At 70.8% G+C, this 24,614-nt stretch carries 25 protein-coding genes and 1 tRNA gene; 1 reads left to right on the top strand and 25 read right to left on the bottom strand.

Annotated elements, in window-relative coordinates; translation table 11 throughout:
* Window positions 1-12: 12 nt before the first annotated feature.
* The 25 genes from KY462_10345 to KY462_10225 all read right to left on the bottom strand — a co-directional run bounded on the left by KY462_10345 (window position 13) and on the right by KY462_10225 (window position 22,716).
* Window positions 13-1,914 carry a type II secretion system F family protein gene (locus tag KY462_10345; protein ID MBW3578117.1) on the bottom strand — a complete coding sequence of 634 codons (1,902 nt, stop codon included), beginning with the start codon at window positions 1,912-1,914 and terminating at the stop codon, window positions 13-15.
* Window positions 1,911-3,389, bottom strand: a complete 1,479-nt coding sequence (locus KY462_10340) for a CpaF family protein (protein ID MBW3578116.1) — start codon at window positions 3,387-3,389, stop codon at window positions 1,911-1,913. Before KY462_10340 ends, KY462_10345 begins: the two co-directional genes overlap by 4 nt.
* Window positions 3,365-4,561, bottom strand: coding sequence for an AAA family ATPase (locus KY462_10335; GenBank protein MBW3578115.1), 1,197 nt, complete (start codon window positions 4,559-4,561; stop codon window positions 3,365-3,367). Before KY462_10335 ends, KY462_10340 begins: the two co-directional genes overlap by 25 nt.
* Window positions 4,562-4,591: 30 nt before the next feature.
* Complete coding sequence (locus KY462_10330) at window positions 4,592-5,353, bottom strand: Flp pilus assembly protein CpaB (protein ID MBW3578114.1); 762 nt, start codon at window positions 5,351-5,353, stop codon at window positions 4,592-4,594.
* A 13-nt stretch (window positions 5,354-5,366) separates the two neighbouring features.
* Window positions 5,367-6,404 carry a hypothetical protein gene (locus tag KY462_10325; protein ID MBW3578113.1) on the bottom strand — a complete coding sequence of 346 codons (1,038 nt, stop codon included), beginning with the start codon at window positions 6,402-6,404 and terminating at the stop codon, window positions 5,367-5,369.
* Window positions 6,392-6,814: a pilus assembly protein gene (locus KY462_10320; GenBank protein ID MBW3578112.1), complete on the bottom strand. Its 423-nt coding sequence runs from the start codon at window positions 6,812-6,814 to the stop codon at window positions 6,392-6,394. The genes KY462_10325 and KY462_10320 overlap by 13 nt, the downstream gene beginning before the upstream one ends.
* A gap of 2 nt (window positions 6,815-6,816) precedes the next feature.
* Window positions 6,817-6,987: a Flp family type IVb pilin gene (locus tag KY462_10315; protein ID MBW3578111.1), complete on the bottom strand. Its 171-nt coding sequence runs from the start codon at window positions 6,985-6,987 to the stop codon at window positions 6,817-6,819.
* A gap of 74 nt (window positions 6,988-7,061) precedes the next feature.
* Window positions 7,062-7,271 carry a Flp family type IVb pilin gene (locus KY462_10310; GenBank protein MBW3578110.1) on the bottom strand — a complete coding sequence of 70 codons (210 nt, stop codon included), beginning with the start codon at window positions 7,269-7,271 and terminating at the stop codon, window positions 7,062-7,064.
* Window positions 7,272-7,489: 218 nt separating this feature from the next.
* Complete coding sequence (locus KY462_10305) at window positions 7,490-8,128, bottom strand: response regulator transcription factor (protein MBW3578109.1); 639 nt, start codon at window positions 8,126-8,128, stop codon at window positions 7,490-7,492.
* Window positions 8,125-10,119: a sensor histidine kinase gene (locus KY462_10300; protein ID MBW3578108.1), complete on the bottom strand. Its 1,995-nt coding sequence runs from the start codon at window positions 10,117-10,119 to the stop codon at window positions 8,125-8,127. The genes KY462_10305 and KY462_10300 overlap by 4 nt, the downstream gene beginning before the upstream one ends.
* 158 nt (window positions 10,120-10,277) lie before the next feature.
* Window positions 10,278-10,631, bottom strand: coding sequence for a hypothetical protein (locus KY462_10295; protein ID MBW3578107.1), 354 nt, complete (start codon window positions 10,629-10,631; stop codon window positions 10,278-10,280).
* A gap of 116 nt (window positions 10,632-10,747) precedes the next feature.
* A complete protein-coding gene (locus tag KY462_10290; GenBank protein ID MBW3578106.1) occupies window positions 10,748-11,188 on the bottom strand; it encodes an SRPBCC family protein in 441 nt (146 codons plus the stop codon).
* 48 nt (window positions 11,189-11,236) lie between these two features.
* Entirely contained in the window at window positions 11,237-12,265 is a 1,029-nt protein-coding gene (locus tag KY462_10285; protein MBW3578105.1) for a PD-(D/E)XK nuclease family protein, read from the bottom strand.
* A 125-nt stretch (window positions 12,266-12,390) separates the two neighbouring features.
* Window positions 12,391-13,269, bottom strand: coding sequence for a histidinol-phosphatase (locus KY462_10280; GenBank protein ID MBW3578104.1), 879 nt, complete (start codon window positions 13,267-13,269; stop codon window positions 12,391-12,393).
* Window positions 13,173-13,649, bottom strand: coding sequence for a hypothetical protein (locus KY462_10275; GenBank protein ID MBW3578103.1), 477 nt, complete (start codon window positions 13,647-13,649; stop codon window positions 13,173-13,175). Before KY462_10275 ends, KY462_10280 begins: the two co-directional genes overlap by 97 nt.
* 73 nt (window positions 13,650-13,722) lie before the next feature.
* Window positions 13,723-14,511: a pirin family protein gene (locus KY462_10270; GenBank protein MBW3578102.1), complete on the bottom strand. Its 789-nt coding sequence runs from the start codon at window positions 14,509-14,511 to the stop codon at window positions 13,723-13,725.
* Window positions 14,512-14,684: 173 nt separating this feature from the next.
* A tRNA-Glu gene (locus KY462_10265) sits at window positions 14,685-14,757 on the bottom strand.
* Window positions 14,758-14,784: 27 nt separating this feature from the next.
* Entirely contained in the window at window positions 14,785-15,546 is a 762-nt protein-coding gene (locus tag KY462_10260) for a polyprenol monophosphomannose synthase (protein MBW3578101.1), read from the bottom strand.
* Window positions 15,543-16,973 carry an apolipoprotein N-acyltransferase gene (gene lnt / locus KY462_10255; protein MBW3578100.1) on the bottom strand — a complete coding sequence of 477 codons (1,431 nt, stop codon included), beginning with the start codon at window positions 16,971-16,973 and terminating at the stop codon, window positions 15,543-15,545. The genes KY462_10260 and lnt overlap by 4 nt, the downstream gene beginning before the upstream one ends.
* 89 nt (window positions 16,974-17,062) lie before the next feature.
* The gene (locus KY462_10250; protein MBW3578099.1) at window positions 17,063-17,488 is read right to left on the bottom strand and encodes a DUF4193 family protein; all 426 of its coding nucleotides are present in this window, start codon (window positions 17,486-17,488) and stop codon (window positions 17,063-17,065) included.
* A 597-nt stretch (window positions 17,489-18,085) separates the two neighbouring features.
* On the bottom strand, window positions 18,086-19,672 hold the full coding sequence (locus KY462_10245; GenBank protein ID MBW3578098.1) for an amidohydrolase family protein: 1,587 nt from the start codon (window positions 19,670-19,672) through the stop codon (window positions 18,086-18,088).
* Window positions 19,669-20,721, bottom strand: coding sequence for a hypothetical protein (locus KY462_10240; GenBank protein ID MBW3578097.1), 1,053 nt, complete (start codon window positions 20,719-20,721; stop codon window positions 19,669-19,671). The genes KY462_10245 and KY462_10240 overlap by 4 nt, the downstream gene beginning before the upstream one ends.
* A 101-nt stretch (window positions 20,722-20,822) precedes the next feature.
* Entirely contained in the window at window positions 20,823-21,134 is a 312-nt protein-coding gene (locus KY462_10235) for a hypothetical protein (GenBank protein MBW3578096.1), read from the bottom strand.
* Window positions 21,131-21,565, bottom strand: a complete 435-nt coding sequence (locus KY462_10230) for a GNAT family N-acetyltransferase (protein MBW3578095.1) — start codon at window positions 21,563-21,565, stop codon at window positions 21,131-21,133. Before KY462_10230 ends, KY462_10235 begins: the two co-directional genes overlap by 4 nt.
* A gap of 26 nt (window positions 21,566-21,591) precedes the next feature.
* Window positions 21,592-22,716 carry a Xaa-Pro peptidase family protein gene (locus KY462_10225; GenBank protein MBW3578094.1) on the bottom strand — a complete coding sequence of 375 codons (1,125 nt, stop codon included), beginning with the start codon at window positions 22,714-22,716 and terminating at the stop codon, window positions 21,592-21,594.
* 155 nt (window positions 22,717-22,871) lie between these two features.
* Between KY462_10225 and KY462_10220 the strand changes: the two genes are divergently transcribed.
* Entirely contained in the window at window positions 22,872-24,584 is a 1,713-nt protein-coding gene (locus KY462_10220; GenBank protein MBW3578093.1) for a glycerol-3-phosphate dehydrogenase/oxidase, read from the top strand.
* Window positions 24,585-24,614 lie beyond the last annotated feature (30 nt).

Here is a 24,614-nt window from a genome sequence, read left to right as displayed (position 1 = left end):
ATCCAACGAGAGTCAGAACACCAGCCGCGTGAGCTTGCGCAGCCACAGGGCTCCGACAGCCATGAACACGCCGGCCATGCCCAGCATCACGATGCCGGGAACGGTCCGCGTGAGATCCGAGAGGTAGTCGGGGCTCGTCATCGTGATGAACCCAGCTACCACGAACGGGAGGGCCAGTAGGACGTAGGCGGAGTAGCGCCCCTCCGCGCTGAGCGCCTTCACCTGGCGGCGGATCTGGTTGCGCTCCCGGATGGTGGCGGCGACCGTGTCGAGGACCTCTGCGAGGTCACCCCCCACCTCTCGGTGGATCTCGATCGCCTGCACCACCCACGCGAAGTCCTCGCTCGCAACCCGGTCGGCCAGGGCTCGCAGTGATTGCGACACGTCGCGCCCGAGACGGGCCTCGATGATGACCCGGCCGAACTCCTCCGCAGCCGGAGCATCCGCCTCCCTCCCGACCGCATCGATCGCCTGCATCAGCCCGTACCCCGCCCGCAGGCTCCCGGCCAGCAGTTGCAGCACGTCGCCGAGCTGGTCGGCGAACCTCGCCTGTCGTCGCGCGGCCAACACCGACAGCAGCGTGCGCGCCGCGACGACGGACAGGACCGCGAACAGCACCCCGACGGCGAGGTTGGCCATCATCAGCCCGACCCCGAACGCTGTCGTGGCGGCGCAAGCGGTTAGCACGACGTACTCGCCGGGGCGGAGGTCGAGGCCTGCGCGCTCCAGCGCGTCGTTGAGTGCCCCGGTGCGTCCGCGGCGCTCCAGCTGCCGTTCCGCCAGCATGCTGGCCTGGCCCGCCAGGCCGGCGAAGCTGGTCGTGCGGGGAACTCGGGCCACCCCCGCCTCTGCCGCCAGGCGCCGGTGCGGCTCGCGGGCAGCGACAACCACGTAGGTCAGGATGAGGAGGCCAGCGAACACCGCCAGACCGCCTGCCCCGAGCACGAACGGGTTCGTCCACAGCGACGACACGGCGACCAGCTCGTCGGGCGGGCGGGGCGCGGGCTGCGGCGTCGATGGTGCCGGTGCAGCGGCCGGGAGCGTGATCCGCTGCTCGCCGGAGGCCCGGACGCCGTCGGCGGCGAAGTCAACGCGCACCGTTGAGGGACCGTCGGCTTCCGAGCGGTAGGTGAGCTCGAACCGGCTGACGAGTTCTGATGCGATGCTGGTGTACACCGTGTCGAGACCGCTGGCGTCGTCCACCGGGACGACCCGTCCCTCGCTCACCTCGGCCAACCGTGCCAGTGGCTCGGGATCGGTCTCGGGGGTACGCAGCTCGATCGCGTACAGGCGCGCGCCGGAGGCCTCCAGGGCGCCGGCGGCGTCGTCGAGCGTCGTCGCGCTGGCGGTGTCCCCGCCGTCCGACAGGAGCACGATGGAGCGCCGCGCCGTCGCGTCCTCCGGCGAGAACTGTGCCAACGCGGTCGTGACGCCGTCGTACAGCGCGGTCCTGCCTGCGGCCGCCAGGCTGGCGATCGCCACCTTCGTCGCGGTCCGGTCGGTGGAGAAAGGAGCGAGGACCGATGCGCCGGAGCCGAAGCTGACCACCGCGACGTCCACCTCTGCGGGGAGGCGATCCAGGAAAGCCTCCGCCGCCCGCCTGGCCGCTTCGATCGGCTCCCCCTGCATGCTCCCGGAGGTATCGACGAGGAGGACGATCTCGATGTCCTCCGAAGCCAGCTGTGTGACGGACACCGACCGGCGCTCGCCATCCTCGGTGACCGTGAAGGAGCTTTCGGCCTCGTCCGGGTCGACGGCGGCCGGCGCTGTGACCTCGATGCGCACGTTCGGGTGGCCGCTGACGTCGACGTCCTCGATCGTCACGGTCCCTGCCGCAATGGCGAGGGCCGCCGATGCCGCGACGACCGCGGCCATCGCACCGGCCGACACGAGCAGACGCGAGCGGAACTTCATGGCCCGATCCGTCGGGTGGAGAGGTCATCGGTCCCCGAGAGTGGGGCACCGAAGACGACCGCGGGAACGGGGATGCCGAGCTGGGTCAGGTGCTCGACGAACCGTGGTCGGATCCCGGTGGGGCGCTGCGAGCCGAGGAAGCGGCCGTCGGCGTCGAGTCCAGCGGAGTAGTCGAACAGGAACACGTCCTGGAGGGTGACGACCTGCCCCTCCATCCCGTGCACCTCGGTCACGTGGGTGACGCGGCGGCTGCCGTCGCGAAGGCGGGAGATGTGCACGATCAGGTCCAGCGCCGAGGCGACCTGCTCGCGGATCGCTCGGACGGGGAGCTCCATCCCGGCCATGAGCACCATGGTCTCGAGACGGGCGATCGCGTCGCGTGGTGTGTTCGCGTGCACCGTCGACAGGGACCCGTCGTGGCCGGTGTTCATCGCCTGGAGCATGTCCAGCGCTTCGCCGCCGCGGACCTCGCCGACGATGATGCGGTCGGGTCGCATGCGCAGGGAGTTACGGACCAGGTCGCGGATGGCGACCTGGCCCTTGCCTTCGATGTTGGGCGGTCGGCTCTCGAGTCGGACCAGGTGGTCCTGGTGCAGCTGGAGTTCGACCGCGTCCTCGATGGTAACGATGCGCTCGTCGTTGGGGATGAACGACGACAGGACGTTGAGCATCGTGGTCTTGCCGGTGCCGGTCCCGCCGGTGACCAGGATGTTGAGCCGGCCGCGGACGCATGCGGAGAGGAGCTCGACCATCCCCGGGGTCATGGTTCCGAAGGTGACGAGGTCGTCGGCCGTGTAGGGATCCTTCGCGAACTTGCGGATGGTGAGGCTCGGTCCGTCGACCGACAGCGGTGGGATGATGGCGTTGACGCGTGATCCGTCGGGGAGCCGTGCGTCGACCATCGGCGAGGACTCGTCGATGCGGCGTCCGACCTGTGAGACGATGCGCTCGATGACGCGCCGTAGGTGGTCGTCGGATACGAACCGTGCGCCGGTTTCGTACAGCTTGCCGGCGCGTTCCACGAAGATGGAGTCCTCGCCGTTGACCATGACCTCCGTGACCGTGTCATCGTCGAGGAAGCGCTGGATCGGCCCGTAGCCGAGCAGGTCGTTGCTGACTTCCACCACGAGCCGCTGGCGCTCGGATGCGCTCAGCGGGGCTCGCTCGTGCTCCACCGCCGCGGTGAGCTCCGCGTGCACGAACTTCTGTAGTTGCTCCGCGGTGAGGGACGAGTCGTACAGGCGGGCGCCGAGTCGCGCGAACAGCGCGGTCTGTGCCCGTTCCTTGATGTGTGTCAGCGGATCCAGTTGGGGGCTGACCTCCTCCGCCGTGGTCTTCGGCAGCGCCGGTCCTGCCTTCGCCGGCGCCGGCGCCGGTGTTGGCGTCGGCCCAGGCGCGGCCGACGCCGCCGGTGCGTCACGGTTGACGGCCTTGAGCCGGTCGCTGAGCTTCACGTCCGATCCTTCCTGCGCCATGGGAAACCGCCGTGCTGGTCGCTCGACGGCTTCTCGGCGAACCGTCCGACCAGCTCACGGAGCTGGCGCGCGGCCGGGGACCGCGGTTCCGACGTGATCACGGGGGCCCCCTGGTTCACCGACACCGGGATGGCCCGGGTGCTCGACAACGAGACGTGTACCGGCAACCCCACGGTCGCCTCGACGTCGCCCGCATCCAGGCCCACCCGGCTGTCGGCCCGGTTGAGGACGAAGTGGCGCGTCTGGTGGGACATGCCCAGCTGATCCAGCGCCAGGACCTCCTTGCGCAGCCCCCGGACGCTGGGGACGTCCATGCTGCACACGAGGACCAGGTCGGTGGCGCACTCCACCGCGGACAGCGTGTGCTCGCCGAGCCCTGCCGGGGTGTCCACGATGACGTAGGTGAACTCGGCCGACAGGACCTGCAGCACCTGCGTGACCTGCTGGGCCGTGACCTCCTCACCCTCGGCTGGGGACTCCGGGGCGCAGAGCGTGTACAGGTCGGACGGGTGCGGGGTCAGGAAGACCTTCAGCGTGAGCGCGTCCAGGCCGTGCACGGCCCGTGCGGCGTCCGCGATCGTGTGTTCGGGCACCAGCCCGAGCGCGCTGGCTGCGTCGCCGAACTGTAGGTCGAGGTCGACCAGGACCACCTTGCCCTGAGCGGCCTCTGTCAGGCCGAGCGCCAGGTTCGTGGCGATCGTGGTCTTGCCGCTGCCACCCTTCGGGGACAGGACGGCGATCACCTTCCCGCCTGCGCTGGTGGCCTCCGCGGCGGTGACGCTATCGCGGCGCCGTTGCGTGACCTCCAAGGCGCGTTCGAAGACCTCGCGCACCTCAGCGTCGAGCGCGTCGGGTGCGAGGACGTCGCGCACGCCGGCGCGGAGAGCCCTCTGGTACAAGTCAGGGCTCGGAGGCGCGACGAGGATCACGCTGACCTCCGGGCGCTCGTGGTCGAGTGTCCGTGCGATCGACAGGGCGTCGGCGACTGGGATGTCCGGGCCGACAGCCACGACGTCCGCTCCGCTGTCGACCGCCTGCCTGGCCAGCAGTGCCGAGTCGGCGGGGTCGCGCAGCCAGCGCAGCTCGCCGTTCAACGTGCCGCCGAAGGCCTGGCGGATGCGCTGTTCGTAGGCGACGTTGGGTGTGGACAGCAGTATCCGTGGTTGGGTCATGGTTCCCTCGCTGTCGTGACGCGGGCGCGTTTACTTGTTGTAGACCGTCCCGCGGTGCTGGATCGTGGTGCCGTCCTCCGTGGCGGTCTCGGGCTCGGCCGTCAGCCACACGCGGCCGAACTCCTGCGCGAACACGATGCGCTCGACCGAGGGGGCGTCCACGGCGAGCGTCACGAGCAGGTCGCTACCCGGGACGGGTTCGGGACCGCGGTCTTCGTCGTCATCTCCGGATCCACGAGACGCCGTGGTGGGCGCCGCCTGGACCCGGGTGACGAGGACCTTGTGGAGCATCAGGTGGGTCTCGTTGGGGGACTTGGCCCCGGAGCCGTCCTCGAAGGGCTCGAACGACGCCACGAGACCGACCGTGTCACCGGGCCGGAGGTTGCCGCCGACCGCCCGCTGTGGCTCCAGCTTGATGGTGACCTCCTGGAGGCCGTCCGGCACCTCGGCGCCGGTCTGGCGAGCCAGCACCTCAGGCTCGACGAACCGGGTGGAGACGACCTGTTCACCCGGGACCAGGTCGATGGCCGCGACCTTGCCCTTCAGGTCGGCGACGTTGTCAACGCTCCCGGCGGCCTTCACCTTGGCGGGGACGCGCTTCATCTCGACCTGGGTACCGAGGTCCTCGGCGCGCGTTCCCTTGGCGATGTCCTGCATGACCACGAGGACGTTGAGCGTCCGCTCACCCGCGAGGGCCCGGTCCTCGGCGGACTTCGCCCAGCCGAGCAGGGTCAACGTCCCGATCGACGCCAGCAGTACCGCGGCGGCGACTCCGACGAACTTGCGGTTCATGCGAGTCTCCTGATCACTTGATGAGGTCGACGGACACGACGCCGTAGTAGGCGCCGGCGCTTCCCACGCCACCGAAGGTGACGAAGTCGGTGAACCAACCGCGGACGCAGCGGTTGGCCGGGTTGATGCACGCCATGTTGTCGGGGTGGTGGGTGCTGCCACCGAAGTTGAACCCGGTCGGGCGGAAAGCGCCGAACCCGGCGATGTGGAACTCTCCGTTGGCGCCTGACCCGCGCCACCCGTCGAAGATCGGCACGAGCAGTGGCGCCGCGTTCGTGTTCGCGTCCATCTCGAGGATCTTGTCCTTCAGCTTCTGGTAGCAGTTGGGCCAGGGGTCGTTAATGCGTGCGCCCTCGCCGGTGATGCCGGGCATCCACTCGTCGGCGTCGATGGTCAGCGTGCAAGTGGTCGGATCCAGGCTGTAGGTGGAATGCTCGAGGTCTAGCCACCCGAAGCCACCCTCGTATAGGTCGTCTGTGGTCGGGCACACGATCGGGTTGCTGGGGGTCTTGTAGTAGACGTGGTAGTCGGGAGGGCCGACGAAATCCTCCCCGTTCGACGTGAGGGTGTTGAAGGTGTCGAGGCAGAACGCGAGCGGGAAGATCTCAAGGGTGCCCGGCGTCCGAGCCCACTTCGCGGTGGCCTGCGCCCGGACCGTCGTCGTCGCTGAGTCCTCGCCGAAGATCCACGCGAACCAGTGGGTGAGGAAGCTGTTACCGTCCGAGAGTGTCTCGGTCTCGACGGTGATGTAGCTCTCGGTGAGGTTCAGTTCCACGATGCTCGCGGCCGATTCCCCGTCGTTGGCGTTGGCGCTCGCGTAGGAATCGATGGTGTTGTTCAGCTCGAGACTGGTCAGGCTGCACTCGATGACGCCCTTGGCACAGTCGTAGGCGGCAGCGATGGCGGCGCCGTCGGCGCCGTTCTGGAGCTCGCGACGCTCCTGGTACAGCTGACCGGAATCGACCGAGATCGCAGCGAAGCCGAACACCACCGCCGTCAGCAGCGCCACGATGACCGCGACGGCGCCCTCCTCGTGGTTCAACCGCCGCATCGCATGACTCCGATCCCGTTCAGGGTGATGGGTGACGCCAGTGCGGAGCCTCCGAAGAGGCTCATCAGGCCCGATAGCGGCGTGATGTAGGAGAAGTCGTAGGACGCCGTGACGTTCGCCGGCTGCCCGGCGCTGCCGGCGCAGTCGGCCGGGTCCAACGCGACGGTGATCTCGTCGGGAGGTAGCGACGGCGCGGCGTCCTTGGTGGTCTGCACCGGGTCGCCGGTGCCGAGGGCCAGCACCCGTGCGCCCTCACGGGCGGCGCCGGACAGTGAGATGTGCGCGTTGTAGGCGCGGGAGAAGTCGATCATCCCGAAGATCAACAGGAGCAGCATCGGCAGGATGAGCGCGAACTCGACTGCGGCGGCGCCGCCTTGCTCTGTGAGGACTCCTCGGGTAGCCGTCTTCATCGTCAGTTCGACAAAGCATCGAGGAGGTCAGGGTTAGCGAAGAGGTCTCGAACCGAGATCCCGAGCGTGGTGACGGTTGCGGCAACGACGACAGCGATCAGCGCCACCATGACTGCGTACTCGGCAGCGGTCGCTCCCGACTCGTCCTCGGTCAGCCGTCGCGCCGATCGCATGGCGCTGCTCCTCTGCCCGGTTCGGGGCGGCCCGGTGTCCGGACCGCCCCGACCGATGGATGTCCGGAAGCCGACTAGTTGGCGGTTACTACGTTCTGGAGTTCGGTGACGACGGCCTGGAAGAGACGGTTCAGCTCTGTGCCTAGGGCGGCAACGGTGGCCATGATGACCACGGCGATGAGCGCGACCATGAGGCCGTACTCGACGGCGGTCGCGCCCTCTTCGTCTTCCGTGCGGACGAAGAACGACGAGACAGCCAGCCAGGCGTGGAAGAGGCGTTCCATGCTTTCTCCTTGGACTGGGCCAGACTGTTCCGACCCGGTTTGTGGGTACGCAGCTGAAGGTAAGCTGAAGACGCCCCGCACGGATGAGGCGCACGGCGCAACTTCGGGGCGCCGCCCGTCCTGCGATCACCGGGACCAACGTCCCGTTCCCCACCGGAAAGTGGTTGTGAGCGTTGGGTTGGCTGGCCAGCGCCACCGACATCGTCGGTGGTCGTCCGTTACCTGGAGTCGGGACGGACGATCCCCAGCCGGTACGCCTCGGCGACCGCCTGAGCCGCAGTCTCGACGCCGAGCTTGGCGTAGATGCTGGTGAGGTGGTTCTTCACGGTCTTCAGGGAGAGGAACAGCCGCTCCGCGACCTGGGCAGGGCGCACCCCCGCCGCCATGAGGCGGAGGATCTCGAGTTCGCGCTCGGTGAGGTTCACGCCGTCGGACGCCCGCCCGCTCGCCAGGTCCATCATCCGCCGGGCGATGTCGCGGCTCAGGTACGACCCGCCTTCCGCGACGGCGCGCAGCGCCCGCAGAACCTCATCGACCGACGCGGTCTTCGGTAGGTAGCCGTCCACGCCCACGGACATCGCACGCTGGAGACTGCGGTCGTCCTCGTGCATGGTGAGGAAGATCAGCCGCACGTCCGGCTGGAGCTCCTTGAGGCGCGTCGCGAGATCGAACCCGTCCATGCCGGGCATCGACACGTCGAGCAGCGCCAGATCCGGCTGGTTGCGGCGGATGACGTCGAACGCCTCTTCGGCCATTCCCGCCTGCCCCACGACCTCGAAGTCGGGTTGGGCGGACACGACCTTGACGACCGTCTCACGCACCAGCGTGTGGTCCTCGACGACGACGATGCGCATCATGCGCTGAGAACTTCGGTGACCTCTGCCACCTGCGTGGCGAGTGGCTCCACGGGGTACGTCATCCGCAGACGTGTCCCACCTGCGCCCCGTTCGCAGATGGCCAGGCTCGCCCCGATCCTCTCGGCGCGTTCCAGCATCGCCTGGAGTCCCAGCCCCCCGTCGCGTGAGCGGCCGCCCGCGCGGATGCCCTTGCCATCGTCCTCCACCGTGAGCCGCAGCGCCGGCCCAGTGCCATCCAGCGACACCCTGACCTCTTGCCCCCCGGAGTGACGGAGCGCGTTCGAGATCGCCTCCTGGGCGACCCGAAAGACGTCCGCCTCGACCTCCGGGTCAAACCGCCGATCGACACGCGCGTCGAACACGATCCTCGGCCCACCGAGGCCGCGCAGATCCCGCACGTACTCCCGGAGCGAGGCGCCGAGGCCCTCGGCAGACGAGGGATGTAGCCCGGTGATCGTCGACCGCACGTCGACGAGCCCGCGGTGCACCACACGTGCGAGCCGCGAAGCTTCCGCGCGGACGCTCTCGTCGACCTGCTCCTGGCACCCGAGGAACTCGAGCTCGAGGTGAACGTGGGTGAGGACCTGCGCGATGCCGTCGTGGATCTCGACCGCCAGGCGGCGGCGCTCCTCGTCGACCGACAGCTCACGCACACGGCGGAACAGCCGCGCGTTCTCCAGGGCCAGAGCGGTCTCCTCCGCGAAGCGTTGAATCTCGCCAAGGTCGATCTCGTCGCTGCGGGAGGCTCCCTTCCAGGCGATGGCGAGCAGGCCCAGCGTGGTGGGGCCGTGCCGCAGCGGGGCGATGAACCACCGTTCGTATCCGGTCAGAGCTCGGGCGAGGGGATCCGGCAGCCGGTCGTGTCCTGTCACACGGCTGGGCTGATCCAGGATGCCGGCGAGCGACTCGCGTTCGACCAGGAACTGGACGGGCTGCGACCAACCGAACGACCCGACGGCGGACAGCAACCCCCCCTCCTCGACGAACAGCACGCCAGCGGGGGCGCCCGCGTCCTTGATCTCCTCGAGAACGGCAGAGGCAATGCTGCCCGTCTCGAACCCACGCGGGATGGCCCGAGCGATGTCGTGGAGCTTCGAGAGCGTGCGGTTGGCCTCGGCGATGATCTGCGAACCGTCGCTGCGCTCAGCCCGCCACCCGCCGGTCACCACCGAGGTGATCAGGGCCATGAGCGGGAAGATCGCGAGCCACACGATCAGTTCCGACGCCGACGCACTGGCGCTCGTCGTAGACGTCACCGCGTCGACGACCGCGCCCAGCCACAGGACGAGCCCTGCGGTGACGGCCCCGCGCTGCTCGAACGCCACGCCGGATCCCAGGGCTACGACCGTGGCGAAGAGGATGTAGCTGCTGTCCACACCCCCCGTCACCGCGATCAGGAGCGCGGCCACGCCCACGTCGGCCCACGCGAGCCAAGCCACGGTCCTCCCCCTGGCGGCACGCAGAGCCGTGTACGCCAGTGCCGTGACGAAGACCGCCAGCGCCTGAGGCGTGGTGCTCGCGACGGTGACCGCGATCACACCCCCCACCATGACGGCGGCCAGGCGGAGGGTCGCGAGCCAGGCCGGGAAGCGTTCGAGGACATCGACGATGGTCCGCGGCGTGCCCGTCGGCAGTCCCATGGCCGACCGCACCGCGCGCCCGACCTCCGCGGGGCCGATCGGTCGCACGAGGACGCCGTCGAACCCGTCGGCGGGGTGCAGTGGGCGTCGCCTGCCGTCCGAGATGGCGAGGAGCTTCGTTACCGGATCACTCAGGTCACGGGCCTGGGACAGTCGCGGGTCGCCTTCGCTGCTCACGATCAGGTCTGGCGGGTCAGCCAGCACCTCGGCGGCGGTCAGGTCCTCGGGCGCCGGGCGCACCGACGCCTCCGGGAACTCCCGTTCCAGCAGGAAGAGGAGATAGGGATCGGGGTCCAGGACGATGATACGGACGGGGCCCGTCCCCACCGCGGTGCCCCGCCGTCGGCCCATCCCCCCTCCGAGTCCCGGTCGCTGTCCGAACGCCCGCAAGAGTGTACCAAACTCTTCGTAGCCAACGCTATACGGAGAGTGACGAAACGGTCAACGCACACATTCGGGGTCAATCAGTCAGGGCCCGGACGTCAGCTACCGCGACAGCACGCTGCGCATCACTCGCGCGACGGCCCTGGCCCGCCCCGCAGGCGGGCGAGGTCGTGCTCGCACTCCTCGACGAATGCGCTGGCCGCGTCGATCCGGTGCGGTTGCCGCTCGAGCTCGTCGCCGAGTACCTCCAGCCGCGTCCGGATCGCTTTCGTCAGCGACGCGTCGGTGTGCGCGATCGCACGTCGAAGCCGCGGATCGACATGGGCCTCCAGCGCGTCACCTTCGGCGACGAAGCGCTGCAGGCGCCTCTGCTCCGCCTCGAGGTACTCCTCGTACCGGCGCAGCTCAGCCAGCTCCTCCCGGGCCCGCAGCAGCGTGAAGTAGACAGCCTCGACCTCGTTGCGTCCGACCCGTGGCACGTTCGGCCCCCCCGGCGGTGGGGCCGCGACGCTACCTGCGTCGCCAGGACCATGTCGGTGCCGGCCAGGCCGGTTCGGCCAGTGGGTGATCGTTCAGGAGCCGAGCTCCTCGGCGTTCAGGAGCCGAGCTCCTCGGCGCGGCGCTTGAGCTCGTTCAGGCTGGTCTCGAGGATCATCTTCGCGGCACGCTTCTTCATGAACCCGGGCACCGGGATCTCGAGGTCCACCTCGAGCGTGTAGTCGACGCGGACCCCCTCGTCCAGCGGTTCGAGGCGGTACTCACCGTCGAGCTGACGTAGCTGTTCCGCCTCGAGCAGGGACCACGTCAACCGGTGCTCGTCGTGGTACGTGTAATCGAGGACGTACTCGACCTCGGCCACCTTGGCGTCCACGCGGTACCACACGTGCTTGCCGCGCCCCTGATCGTCGGTCTCGCGGATCTCCACGTCGCGGACGTTGCTGGCCCACTCGGGGTAGGACTCGTAATCGGTGATGACCCCCATGACCGTCTCCGGCGCGGCGTGCACCTCGATGTCGTCGCTGGCGCGGTCAGCCATCTGAGATCCTCCTACCGCCCGGGTCGGGGCGAGCGTAGTCGCTGCCCGTCACGACTCACCGATCCGTTCGGCCAGCCCGGCGGTGAGCCGCTCGACCCCGGCCTCCAACTCACGCAGCGTGCGCACGTCGCGCCTCACCCGCCGCCGCAGCGCGGTCAGCTCGGCGACGGCGGGGCCCAGCACGTCGGGGCCGTCGCCGTCCCACGCCGGGCACAGCGCCCGGAAGTCGCACCAGCGGCACGCAAAGCTCGGTGTCGGGTCGTACCGCCCCGCCAGGACCGCCGCGGCGACCTCGTCGACGGCGCGCCGTGCCGCCTCGAGGTCGATCTCGGCGATCGGCACCTGCACGCGCAGGCCCACCACGACGAAGTCGAGGGTCACGCAGGACGGGAGTCGGCCGTACAGGTGCTCGCACGCCAAGGCGTAGATCGCCAGCTGCAGCGATGTGCGCACGTGGTCGCGGTCCTTGACCTTTTTGTTCGTCTTGTAGTCGACGACCTCCAGTGACCCGTCGTCGCGGACGTCGACGCGGTCGATGCAGCCCACGACCAGCGCTCGCTCTCCGAACGGCACCTCGAACCACTTCTCCACGTCGGCGGGAAGCCGGTAACGGGGCGCCTCGCGCCGATGGAAGCGCCGCAACACCGCCTGGGCGTGGCGGTACCAGGTCAGCTGCTCCTCGCGGGTCATCGCCTCGAACCCGGAGCTGTCCCAGCCCTCGTAGAGGTAACCCAGCACGTCGTCCTCGGTCGGGCACCGCGGCAGCTTCTGGTCGTAGAAGCGCTCGAGCGCGGCGTGCACCGAGCTCCCGAACGACAGGTGCGGGCTGGGTTCTCCCGGGAGTCCGTCGAGGTAGGCGTAGCGGAACTGCGCCGGGCAGGCCCGGTAGGTGGCGATCCGGGAGAACGACAGACGCACGCGCCCATCGGCGTCGATCAGCGGCGGCGACGACGGTTCCAGCTCGCCGTACGTCCCCGCCCCGTCGTCATCTGCCTGGTCCGCACGGGTCTGGTCCGCCGGGGCCTGGTCCGCCGGGGCCTGGTCCACCGGGGCCTGGTCCACCGGGGCCTGGTCCACCGGGGCCTGGTCCACCGGGGCCTGGCCGGGCGGTTCCGCGGACCACCCTGGCCGCCCCTGGCGCTCGATCCCGTCGGTGACTGCCATGACGGCGGGACTGTAGCCGCAGGGTGTGACGCGTCGGGTCAGGCGCCGCCAGCCACGATCCGCAGCGCGTCGTCGTGCAGGCGCCCGTTCGACGTGAGCGCGCTGCCCCCCGAATCGGTGTCGTTGCCGCCGAGAGATGTCAGGCGTCCGCCGGCGGCCTCGACGATCACCTTCGGCGCGGCGAGATCCCAGCGGCTGACCTCGGCCTCGACCGCCAGGTCGATCGCTCCCGTGGCAACCAGGCAGTGCTGCCAGAAGTCACCGAACCCGCGTTGGCGCGCCGTGCGTGCCGTGAACCGTGCCACGACGTCGAGGCCGCCGTCACGGTGGAAGTAGTTCAGTCCGCCGAAGGAGACGGTCGCGTCGGCGACATCGTCGACGGCGCTGACGCGGACCTCGGCACCGTCGTGGCGGGCAGGTCCACCGGCGGTCGCCTCCCAGCGGCTGCCAAGCGCCGGCGCGGAGATCACGCCGACCACCGGCCGACCGTCGACGGCGAGCGCGATGAGGGTTGCGAACACGGGGATGCCGCGCACGAAGTTCCGCGTCCCGTCGATGGGATCCAGCACCCAGGTGGGCGCACCCTCGGGACCGTGCAGTCCGTCCTCTTCCCCCAGCACGGCGTCGTTGGGGCAACGTTCGGCCAGCGCGCGCCGCATGACCCGTTCTGCCTCGCGGTCGGCGGCGGTCACGGGGGTGCCGTCGGCCTTGCGTTCCGCGGTGCCACCGCGGCCGAAAGCGGGGAGCGTGACGGCGTCGGCCAGGTCGGCGAGCTCGTGCGCCGTCCGCAGCGCCCGCTGCAAGCGGGCGCCCTCGACCCTCACCAGTCGAACGACAGATCGTCGAAGCGCATCACGATGTCGTTGGGCTGGACCGTGAGAGTGACCTCTTCCTGCAGCACCCACAGCGGGATGCATGGTCCCTGGCCCGCGTGGCCCATCAGACACACGACGGTCTCGCCGTCCTCCTTCAATCCAACGATCTGGCGGGCGTAGGACAGCAGCTCCATGAACGAGGCGTTCCCGGCGCGCCGCTTCTGGTAGGTCGACGCCCAACGCGCCTCGGACTTGCCGTAGTTGACCAGCACCTGGCCGGGGCGGAGCTTGGTCAGACTGCTCAGCGAACGCACGCCCTTCAGTGGCTTGTCCTGTTTGGCGGTCTTCCCCAGTCGGACCGCCGCGGACGGTTCCGCGAGTCGCCCGGGCAGGTCCGACAGCTCGAACGCCCCCGCCGCCTGCGCGGCCTTCTGCCGCTCGACGGGGATGACGACCTCGACGTTCGTCTTGCTCTTGGCCACCTGGGCTACTCCTGAAGCGTGGCGTTGCGGTGGGCCAGCGTACCGGCGACCGCCGATCAGGTCGCCGTGTGCCTCAGCCACCCCGCCCGCGGGGCCGGTCGGTGGGTCGCCCGTCGCCGGGACCGGTCACCGCATGCAGGACCCGGCTGTGGTCGCGGGCCACCAGCGTCAGTCGGCGTGGCTGGCCGTTGGGAGGGGCCAAAAGCGTGTGGCCGTCGTGCAGCTCGACGTGCGCGTCGTGGAGGTGAACGACTCCCTCGACGGCGAACGTGAGCGCCGCCTCGTCAGGTGCGAGGTCGAACGTGCACGTCGCTCCTGGTTGGAGCCGACTGTCGGTGAACCGTCGCAGGTCGCCGTGGAGGCGCTCGTCGCCGCCGTCGACCACGACCTTGGTCGTCACTCCCTCCGCCGGTCGGACCGTGGTGGTCTCGGCGGCGCGGATCGCGGCGAAATCCGCCGTCGGGGGGGTCGGGTCAGTGGGGTAGACGAGGATGTAGGCGCGTGCCGCCTCGTCGCCGTTGTTCCACTCGGAGTGGAGCATCCCGCGTCGCCCCTCGGTGAGGATCCCCAAGTCGCCCGTGCCCATGTGCCCCTGGATGTTGTTGAGGGCGTCGTCGTGGTCGACGCTGCCCTCGAGGATGTAGAAGAGCCGCTCCATGCCCCGATGGGGGTGATGTCCGATGCCGGAGTGAGGGTCGAACCGGCTGTCGTGGACGGTGACGAGCATCCCCAGCGCCTCGACCTCCGCGAAGGGACCGACCGACTCCCGCGCCCACAGGCCAGCGGCGCCGAAGTCATCTGGGCCGATGACGTGCACGTCGTCGGGTGTGACGTGGACGAGGTCGGTCTCGGTGGTTGGCACTCAGCCCTCCTCGACGTCGGGATGTCGGTCACCACCGCGATGCCCGACGACGTCGTGGATCGATGTGTGATCTCGATCACACTTCCTTGGTACCTGCCCGGCAGGGGTCGATCAGGGACGTCGGTACGGGTGCGGATGTTGGAACGACCAGGCGAACGGGCGCGTCGCTGAAGTACCCCCAACGGGATTCGAACCCGTGTCACCACCTTGAAAGGGTGGGATCCTGGACCGCTGGACGATGGGGGCGTAGCTGACGGGCTCTGCGCGAAGGTATCAGCCGACGGGGCTGCGGACCGACCGTGGGTGGCGGTCAGCGGCGTTGCGCGGCCCTTGCAAACCCCAACGCAGCACGCGCCAGACCGCTTCGGCGACGATGGCGCGGCTGATCTTGCTGCTCCCCGCTCGACGCTCCACGAACGTGATCGCGATCTCCGTCACGACGAAGCCGGCCCGCCAGGCGCGCAACACCGTCTCGACCTGGAACGAGTACCCGTCCGAGCGCAGCGACTCGACCTCGAGCTCGGCGAGGACTTCACGCCGGAAGGCGCGGTACCCGCTTGTGGCGTCGCGGACGGGGATCCCCGTCACGAGCTGGACGTAGAGGTTCCCGCCCCACGACAACAGCCGGCGGTACCACGGCCAGTTACGGGTGTGGCCTCCACGGACGTAGCGGCTGCCGATCACGACGTCGGCCATCCGGGTCGCCTCCAGGAGTTGTGGCAGTTGACCCGGATCGTGCGAGAGGTCGGCGTCCATCTCGACGAAGACGTCGAAGCCGTGCTGCATCCCCCATCGGAACCCAGCGCGGTACGCGGAACCCAGGCCGTGCTTGGCGGGGCGGTGTAGGACGTGCACCCGAGGGTGGGCGGCTGCGAGCTCGTCGGCGATGGTGCCGGTGCCATCCGGCGACGCGTCGTCCACGATCAGCACGTCGACGTCGGCCGCCGTCAGGGCGCGGCGCACCAGTTCCGCGACGGTGTCTCGCTCGTTGTAGGTCGGCGTCACCACGAGTGCGCGACCTGATGGTGATCTCATGCGGCGTCCTGGAGGCGTCGGGCCCGGCGGCGCCTGCGTTGGAGGAGCTGGTACGCCAAGAACGCGAGCCCCGACCACCGGGCGGTGGTCCCCACCACATCACCGACGCGGAGGAACGGGGTCTCGGCAGTGATGACCGGAACGTCGGCGCGGATGGTGGCACGCTCGAACAGCCCGGTGCGAGCCCGGACCCGTCCGTCCGGGTCGACCAACGCCGATGCCCCTGACAGGGCCGCGTGCACGGCCCACCGTCCGGTCTCCACGGCCCGCAACTGCGTCTGAGCGATGTGCTGGGCGCTCTGGGCGCTCCGGCCGAACGACGCGTTGTTGGTCACGGCAACCACAAGGCCCGCGTCGGCAGCTCGGATGTTGCTGCGGACGACATCCGAGAACAAGGTCTCGAAGCAGACGACGACGGCGACCCCGCTGGCGTCCGCGCGGATCGTGTGCGGTCCGGTTCCTGCGACCCCGTCGCGTGGCACCTGCCGCAACGGCGGCAGCGCCCCCAGGATCGGCCGCAGCGGGACGTACTCGCCGAACGGCACGTAGCGGCGTTTGACGTAACGGTCGACGACCACTGCGTCGCGGTCGACCAGGGTCACAGCGTTGTAGAAGGTCGCCGGCCGCGGACCGTCCAGGTTCGTCCCGAACAGCAGCTGGCCGCCGACCGCAGCCGCGGCGTCCGAGACGAACGGCAGCAGGTCAGCGCCCGACTCCCGGAACGGGTCGCGATCGATGCTGCTCTCCGGCCACACGGTGAGATCAGGCCGCCCCGCCTCACGCACCGACCGGCGCGTCTCGCTCAGCATCCGCTGAGCGATGGCCACGTCATCGGCGCGGGCGTCGGCGCCCGGTCGTTGTAGATCGTTGCCCTGCACCGTCAGGACGTCGACGGTGCGCGTCGTGGAGGCGGGCGCCGGGGGAGCCGCCACGACGCCGAACGCGACCGCCGCAGCGGCGGCTGCGACACCCGACAGGCGGAGCACCCGCCGCCGGGCGTCTCCGGCCAGCGCCAGCCACAGTCCGGCGCCGATCAGCGCTGTCAGGAACGTCAACCCGTAGCCGCCGACGATCCTGGCGGCACCCAGCAGCGGCGAGCCGTGCACGTGGGCGTACGCCAGGTCGCCCCAGCCGAACCCGCTCGACGGGAAGGTCGCGCGCCACGCCTCCATCGCGGTCCACAGCAGCGGCGCGAGCGCCAGCACCCACACGCTCCGCGTCCACCGGCGCAGCTGGTCGGCGACGAGCGCGTACCAGGCCGACTGGGTCGCCGCCAGCAGGACCCAACCCACGTGCCCCGCCGGGGCGAGGACCCAGTGCAGCATCGGGAGGAAGGTGACGAGCCCCGCCAGGCCACCGACGGCGGCGGGCAGGAGCGGACGCCGGGTCGCCGCGGCCAGGTCCACGGCCGCAAGCAGCAGCGCCACGACCAACAACGAGGCCGGCCAGGCGGCGACGGGCGGGTGTGCCGCCCACCCCGCGACGCCGGCCGCGACCGCCAGGACGAGCGCTGCGGCTACACGCAGTCGCGGCAGATCATCTTCTTGGCGTCGGCGAGCTGGGTCGGTCCTTTGACCAGGTAGCAGGAACTGCAGATGAACTCTCCCTCGCGGAGACCGTCGACATCCTGCTCGTCTTCCTCGTCGTCCTCGACGACGCGGACGAGGACGTCCGCGTCGGCGTCCTCATCGTCATCCTCGTCCTGGTCGACCGTGGCGAGTGGGACCTCGACGTCCTCGGTTGTGTCGGTGTCGTCTTCGGCCAGGACGTCGTCGTCCGCATCGGTGAGGACCTCGTCCTCCTCGTCGTCGTCCCCGGGGAGTAGATCGTCGTCGAGGTCGTCGTCTGCGTCGAGGAACTCGTCGTCGCGCACGTCGTCGTCAACGTCGTTGGTGATGTGGAAGTCGTCGACCGTCCGGGTCGGGCTGACCTTGCGTCCCACGGAAGGGTTCTCCTCGTTGGTGAGCGGCTGTCGTACCAGGCCCGTGCACGGCAGGCAACGTCGGCGCGGTGGTCGCTGTTCCCGGTCCGACGCCGAAGGCCCCGGGTCGCCCCGGGGCCTTCAACGGTGCGCGCAGCGTGCCGTTGGTGCCGCTCAGGCGGGAAGCGGAGGCCCGCCGGCGTTGTCTACTAAGCCCGCTGCGCTAGGTCGTCGGTCCTTCCAGCATGCCGCCGGGACGCGACGTGCGTTGGTGGCGGTCCCCACGGCGGCCGGGTCGGCCTGGGCCGGCGCTGACTGGTCGCTCGCGACCGCTCCGCTGCGCAACACCCCCGGTCCCCCGCTCCGTCGCGTCCGCCCCCGGTGGGCGCCGAACGAACCAACGCCAGCAGGATGCTGGCCGCTTCAGATCACGTCAAGAGTCGCCCGGCCGGCGGCCTGTGACCGACGTCTTCTGCGGCGCGACAACGACCTCGCCAGCGGCATCGTCGCAGGTCACCGGGGGTATGGGTGGTGTGGACACCGGGGAGCGCGGACCGCACGACCATCCGGTTGCGTCGGGACGGCGGCCCGACCGCCCGGACGCTGCTCGCGTGATCGTCACGACCCCAGCGGCGTGTCGCCGGGCTCCTCGTCCCAGCGCGGCAGTGGTGCATCGCCGTGGGTGACTCGCCCGCGCACGATCGTGAGCACGCACCGGGCACCGCGCGGATCGTCGGCTTCGAATGGATCCCCCTCCCACGCGGCCAGGTCGGCACGCATCCCGGCCCGGACCACGCCCGAGACGCGGTCCTGGCGGGCGGCGTAACGGCCACCCAGGCAGCTCGCGCTGACCGCCTCGAGTCGGGACAGCTCGTGCCGGCGGTGGTGGCGATGCTCGGCCGCGTGGACGCCGCTCCAGGGGTCCATGGGGGTCACGTTGGCGTCGGAGCCGAACGCCAGCGGCACACCCAGGTCGGCCAACGCGCGGTAGGGGTTCATCCACTCGCGGCGTGCGGGGTCCAGGCGACGCTCGTACATCCCACCGGGGCGACCCCAGGTCGCCTCGAAGGCCGGCTGCACGCTGGCGACCAAACCGAGCTCCGCGATCGCGGCCAGCAGATTGGGGGGGAGGACCTCGGCGTGCTCGAGCCGGTGGCGGAGGCGACGGATCTCACCGTGCAGGTAGTCGGGGAGCTCGGCGTTGACCGCCTGCCAGCAGCGCACCGCCTGGCGGATCGCGGCATCGCCGATGGCGTGCACCCCGACCTGGACCCCCGACCGGGTCGCGTCCCGGAAGGATTCGACGAGTTCGTCGTCGGAGTGGAACAGCAGGCCGTTCTCCGACGGCGCGTCGGCGTACGGGGCTTCCAACGCCGCGGTGTGCGATCCCAGCGACCCGTCGAGGAAGAGGTCGCCGCCGGCCTGGCGTAGTTCGCGCTCGGCGATGAACGTGAGGTCGAGGTCGCCCCAGTACCCGATCACCTCGACCGGCCAGCGGTCGGTGATCCACGCGTCGAAATCTCCGGTCCCCATGATGTCCGGGCCGCCCATCTCGTGAACGCAGCCGATCCCCAACGAGGCCGTGTGTCCCGCCGCAGTCTCGCGGGCGGCGGTGAGGTCGCCTTCGGCTATCGCACCCAACGCCCAGCGGCGTGCGATGCGGTGCGCCTCGCGCCGCAGCACCCCGGTCTGGCGCCCGTCGGGATCGCGCTCGACACCGGCGGCCCGCGCCAGCGGCGCGGCGGCCAGCGTGTGGCGGTCGACCAGGCAGGAGTGGCTGTCGGTCCTGGTCAGGTACACCGCGCAGTGCGGGGTGACGTCCGCCAGCTGGTCTGCGGACGGAAGCGCGTCGGGGAAGTCGTGGTCGTCGTAGCCGTGGCCCCACAGCACCCGGCCGGTGTGCACCTGCGCGTACGTCGCAACCGTGTGCAGCAGCTCCGCGCCGCTGGCGACCTGCGACAGGTCGAGTCCGGTCAGCGACAGCCCGGTCATCGTCAGGTGCGCGTGCGCGTCGACGAACGCCGGGCCGAAGGTGCATCCCGGCAGCTCGAACCGGGCAGCGTGCTGCGGCGCCGCAGCCGGATCGTCTCCGACCCACACCACGCGCTTGCCGCGGACCAGGACGGCGTGTGCCTCGGTGCGGCCGTGGCCCAGCGTGACGACCCGGTCGGCGACGAGGAGGGTGCCGCGGGCAGCTGCGGTCACGGCCGTCTCCGCTGGGCCGCGCCGAGCGTGGGATCGGTCCCTGTCCCCGTGTGCCAGGCGATGACGGCCCTCAGCCGCGGGTACTCCCCCACCAGGTCGAGGGTGAGTGCCACCTCTCCGGCGACGTGCCCGCCGGCCAGCAGCAGCTGGATGTCGCGACCGACGGCACGCACTGACGCTGCCACGTCGGCGAGCGTGTCGTTGGAGGGGGCGACGACCACCGTCCCGCCGACCCGGACGGTGAGCGCCGCGGCCGCCACCGCGCCCGCAACGGCCACGGCGACGTCGGCGGGTCCACCGAGGACCGCGCCCAGCGAACGCGTTGCCTGGACCGCGTCGCCGGGGTCGCACACCACCGGCGTGGCAGCCCCGACGTGCTCGATCAGGCGAGCGTCGCGCAGCGTCGCGGCGGTGGCCGCCACCGACGTGGCCCCAGCCTCTCGTGCGGCGACCCCTGCCACCGCCCCGGCCCCGCCGGTACCACCCAGCAGCGCGACACGGCCGTCGACGGCGACCAACCGGCGGAGAGCAGCGACCACCGGGGCGGTCTCCGCGGCGCTGACAGCGACCGCGGTGTCGAGATCGTCGCGGACCACCGCCAGCGGTGTGGTCGGCAGCACGATCGCGTGGCCGGTGGCGGGCACGATGGGTGACATCCCGTCCCAGGCGGCGATGTGACGCAGCCACAACGGGACGCTTCCCAGCGTGGCGGCCGCGACCGCCCGTCGCCCCGGCGCGACACCGGACGGGTGATCGGCGCTGGCCGCCACACGTCCGACCACGCTCCCGTCGCTCCCGCCGTGCGGTGCCTGCAGCTTGCCGCGCTCCGCCACCGTCTCGAGCAGCACGGCCCGGCGGGCACCGGGCTCGTCCGCCACGGTGTCGCGCAGGTGGGTGAGCAGCCCGGCGGGGAGCCGCAGCAACTCGACGTCCAGCCGGGCTTCACCGGGGCGGAGGTCAGGATGGTTGTCCAGCCGCCACGCGTCCCGCGGCAACACCCCCGCAGGCTCGCTCGAGCGGGACACGCCGATCGCGTCGCTCAGCGTCAACGTTCTCCGACCACGGGCGAGTCGAGGCTACCAACGTCGTGTCGTCGCGGCCTACAAGCCCGGTCGCTCTGCCAGCAAGGTGACGGACGCCGGGACCGCAGTCAGCGCGCGGCACCGACCAGCAGCAACGGCAGCAGCATCGTCAGCGCGCCCAGCGCGACGGCGGCCCGGAACCGGGCGCGTCCGACCGGCTGGTCGCGGATCTGGTCGACCGCCCCGCTCACGATCGCGTACAGCGTCCCGGCGCCGCACGCGACGAGCGCCCCCAGCAGGAACAGCACCATCCCGGTCTCGCCCGAGGCGCCGCGCGTCCCCCCCGCGGCCGCGAGGCCGCTTCCCACCACGAGCGTGCCGTACCCGGCGATGCGCCAGGCGCGCCGTGCCTTGCGGTCGATGTTTTGGTCGCCGTTCACCGCGTGTCTGCCCCGGCACCTGGTGCGTCAGGGCGGGCTTCGGGCGTGGGAGAGAACAGGATCCGTCGCGGCACGTACCCACGCGCCTCGAGGAAGGCGCGTCCCTCGTCGTTGTCGACCGCGACCGAAACCTCCACCACGGGGATGCGGGTGCGTGCGGCCCAGCGCTGGACTTCACGGAGCAGTTGCACACCGATCCCCCGTCGGCGGGCGGCCGGCCGGACGTAGACAGGGCCGATCGTCAGCCCGCCCGGACGGAGCGTCCCACCGGCGTATCCGAGTGGTTCGCCGCCGTCCGCCTCCTCGGCGATCCAGAAGATCCCCCCGGCAGGTTGCGGGGGGTCCGACGGGGCGGTGTTCTGCGACGACTCGTCGCGATACGCCTCGGCCAGCGGACGGATCTCCTCGATCCGGGCCCGCCGCACCTGCACGGACGCCTCCCGGTCGGGCGGTCCGATCACCCTCCCACCTCGACGATGCCGCGGTCGAGTCGGTTCAGCCGCTCCGCCCCGGACTCGGTGACGACCACGATGTCCTCGATGCGCGCCCCGTACCGGCCGGGGACGTAGATCCCCGGCTCCACCGAGAAGGCCATCCCCGACTCGAGCGGCTCGTCGTTCCCGGCGACCAGGTAGGGATCCTCGTGCTCCTCGACGCCGATGCCGTGGCCGGTGCGGTGGGTGAACAGCTCCCCGTACCCGCCCGCCGCGATGATCGAACGGCACGTGTGGTCGATCTCCTCCGCCGCCACGCCCGCTCGGATCGCGTCGACCCCGGCACGTTGGGCCTCCTCCAAGACGCCATGCAGCTCCGCGTACCCGTCGGGGATGCGTCCCAGCACGTAGTCGCGGGTCATGTCCGAGCAGTAGCCGGCGCGGGTTCCGCCGATGTCGACCACGATCGCGTCACCGTCCTGCAGCACCCGGTCTCCGGCCTCGTGGTGGGGGCTCGCGCCGTTGGGCCCCGACGCGACGATCACGAAGTTGACCTGGTCGTGGTCCTCGAGGATCGCTTCGGCGATGTCACGCCCGACCTGCGCCTCGGTTCGGCCGGGACGGACGAAGTGGGGCACACGCGCGTGGACCCGGTCGATCGCGGCCGCTGCGGCGCGGAGTAGGTTCACCTCTGCGGGAGTCTTGCGCAGGCGGAGGTCGCGGCTGACGTCCCTGCCTGTCCGCCACCGTGCCGCGGGGAGCGCGTCCTGCAGCTGTAGCAGGAACATGCTCCACAACCGGTCCTGCACGGCCAGCACCGCGTCGCCGGGGACCTCGGCGCGCACCAGCGACGAGCGGACCTCGCCGACCGGGTCGCCCGACTCGGGCCACGTGACCACGTCGGCGACATCGGGCGCCGGGCTGGCTGCCGCGCGGGGCGCTTCCAGTTCGGGGACGACCAGGGTCGCGTCACCCTCGGCCGGGACCACCAGCATGGTCAGCCGCTCCAGCGCCGGGGCGCGGTAGCCGACCAGCCAGAACAGGTCCGCGGATGGCCCTGCCAGGAAGGCGTCGAGGCCACGGGCGCGCAGGACCGCACGGGCGCGGGCCAGGCGCTCGGCGTGGTCGCTGATCTGATTACCTCCCATGCGTGGGGCCTTCCCCGGGGAACGCTTGCGCCGCTCCTGTGGAGCGTCGCTCACGGGGTCTCTCCGGACTTCGATCCGCCGGCATCGTACGGAAGCGGTGACCCCCGGCTGCTAGGCTCGCGAGCGGGTGCGGCTGCGACCGAGGAGGCACGCCGATGCCCCCCTCAGGCCGCCCCGCCGGCCCTGTTCCCCCGGTCGAGCCGCTGGTCGATCGCGAGGATGCGCTCGACCGCGCGGCCGGCAGTCCCCTGGACGTGCTGATCATCGGGGGCGGCATCACCGGTGCGGGGATCGCGTTGGACGCCGCCTCACGGGGGCTGACCGTGGCGTTGGTGGAGCGCGCCGACCTGGCGTCGGGAACCTCGTCGAAATCCTCGAAGCTGGTCCACGGCGGCTTGCGCTACCTCGAGCAACGCGAGTTCGGCCTGGTGCACGAAGCCGTCCGCGAACGCAACCTCCTGCGCCAGATCGCCCCGCACCTGGTCCGTCCGCTCGGGTTCGCCGTCCCCGTCGCCGACCGCACCGATCGGTGGCTGATGCGCGCGGGCCTGACCATCTACGACGCGATGGCCTTCGGCCGCAACGTCCGCAGCCACCGGGCACTGGACATCGCCGATCTGTTGACGTCCGTCCCCGGCCTTGTCAACGGCATCGGTCTGGGCGGGTTCCGCTACTACGACTGCCAGACCGACGACGCCCGCCTGACCCTGGCGGTCGTCCAGACCGCCCGGCGGCTCGGTGCGCTGGTCGTCAACCACGCCGAGGCGGTCGGGTTCCTGCGTTTCGGTGATCGCGTCGTCGGGGCGACCATCCGCGACCGGCTCACCGGCGACGAGCTCGACGTCACCGCCCGCTGGGTCGTCTCCGCGACCGGCGTGTGGGCCGATCGGGTCCGTGACATGACCCGGGAGGAGGAGCGGCCGCTGCTGACCCCGTCGGTGGGGATCCACGTCACGTTCCCTCGGCAGGTGGTGCGGGTCCGCGACGCGGCACTGATCCCGTCGGGCGCGGACGACGGTCGCCGGATCTTCGTGATCCCGTGGGGCGAGCAGGTCATCGTGGGGACCACCGACGAGCGCTACGACGGCGCCCTCGACGCGCCCACGGTGAGCGCCCCGCACGCCGGGTACCTGCTGCACGCGGTGAACTGGTCGTTCGGGACCAACCTCACGCTCGCGGACACGCTGGGGGCGTGGGCGGGCCTGCGGCCACTGCTCCGCGGCCGGGGCGAGACGGCCGCGTCGGCGGACCTGTCGCGGCGGCACGCGATCTTCGAGGAACCGCCGGGGCTGATCACGGTCACGGGAGGGAAGCTGACCACGTTCCGCAAGATGGCCGAGGACGTCGTCGATCGGATCGTCGCGGCCGAAGGATCCAAGGCTGAATGCGTCACCGACCGGCTCCCCATCGGTCTGCGCGAGCGCGTCGATGACGCCCTCGCGGGCCTGCAGGAGGTGTGCAGGATCCTCGACGTCGACCCCTTCTTGGCGGGATCCTTGCTGCACCGTCACGGCAACGAAGCCGCCGCGGTCGCGGTGTTCTGCGTCGAACACGGCGAGAGCGACCGGCTGCTCCCGCACCTGCCCTACCTGAGGGGCGAGGTGCGCTGGGCGGCGCAGCGCGAGCTCGCGCGCACCCTCGACGACGTCCTGCAGCGCCGACTGCGGGTATCCCTGCGCGATCGCGCCGCTGGCGGTGATGCGGCCCGGTGGGCGGCACAGGCGTTCGGCGAGGAGCGCGGCTGGAACGGCGAGCAGTGCGACGCGGAGCTGCGCTCGTACATCGCAGAGGTCGATCGCGAACGCGGGATCGTCCCGGTCGACAAGGACTGGCTCGATGCGCCCGCGGAGGCGGGTCGGACCGCCTGAGGGGTCGGTCTTCGCGGTCGTCGGCCCCCC

It is taken from the genome of Actinomycetota bacterium, assembly GCA_019347675.1.
Taxonomy (GTDB): Bacteria; Actinomycetota; Nitriliruptoria; order Nitriliruptorales; family JAHWKO01; genus JAHWKW01.
Note: the sequence above shows the minus strand (reverse complement) of the source record. Positions and strands in the feature narration are given on the sequence as shown.

Coding starts and splice junctions, on each gene's coding strand:
- KY462_10305 (MBW3578109.1), bottom strand. CDS start 8,128: ATGATGCGCATCGTCGTCGTCGAGGACCACACGCTGGTGCGTGAGACG.
- KY462_10220 (MBW3578093.1), top strand. CDS start 22,872: ATGCCCCCCTCAGGCCGCCCCGCCGGCCCTGTTCCCCCGGTCGAGCCG.
- KY462_10345 (MBW3578117.1), bottom strand. CDS start 1,914: ATGAAGTTCCGCTCGCGTCTGCTCGTGTCGGCCGGTGCGATGGCCGCG.
- KY462_10225 (MBW3578094.1), bottom strand. CDS start 22,716: ATGGGAGGTAATCAGATCAGCGACCACGCCGAGCGCCTGGCCCGCGCC.
- KY462_10315 (MBW3578111.1), bottom strand. CDS start 6,987: ATGCGATCGGCGCGACGGCTGACCGAGGACGAGTCGGGAGCGACCGCT.
- KY462_10310 (MBW3578110.1), bottom strand. CDS start 7,271: ATGGAACGCCTCTTCCACGCCTGGCTGGCTGTCTCGTCGTTCTTCGTC.
- KY462_10280 (MBW3578104.1), bottom strand. CDS start 13,269: ATGCATCCCGCTGTGGGTGCTGCAGGAAGAGGTCACTCTCACGGTCCA.
- KY462_10325 (MBW3578113.1), bottom strand. CDS start 6,404: ATGCGGCGGTTGAACCACGAGGAGGGCGCCGTCGCGGTCATCGTGGCG.
- KY462_10320 (MBW3578112.1), bottom strand. CDS start 6,814: ATGAAGACGGCTACCCGAGGAGTCCTCACAGAGCAAGGCGGCGCCGCC.
- KY462_10335 (MBW3578115.1), bottom strand. CDS start 4,561: ATGACCCAACCACGGATACTGCTGTCCACACCCAACGTCGCCTACGAA.
- KY462_10330 (MBW3578114.1), bottom strand. CDS start 5,353: ATGAACCGCAAGTTCGTCGGAGTCGCCGCCGCGGTACTGCTGGCGTCG.
- KY462_10300 (MBW3578108.1), bottom strand. CDS start 10,119: ATGGGCCGACGGCGGGGCACCGCGGTGGGGACGGGCCCCGTCCGTATC.
- KY462_10290 (MBW3578106.1), bottom strand. CDS start 11,188: ATGGCTGACCGCGCCAGCGACGACATCGAGGTGCACGCCGCGCCGGAG.
- KY462_10340 (MBW3578116.1), bottom strand. CDS start 3,389: ATGGCGCAGGAAGGATCGGACGTGAAGCTCAGCGACCGGCTCAAGGCC.
- KY462_10260 (MBW3578101.1), bottom strand. CDS start 15,546: ATGAGATCACCATCAGGTCGCGCACTCGTGGTGACGCCGACCTACAAC.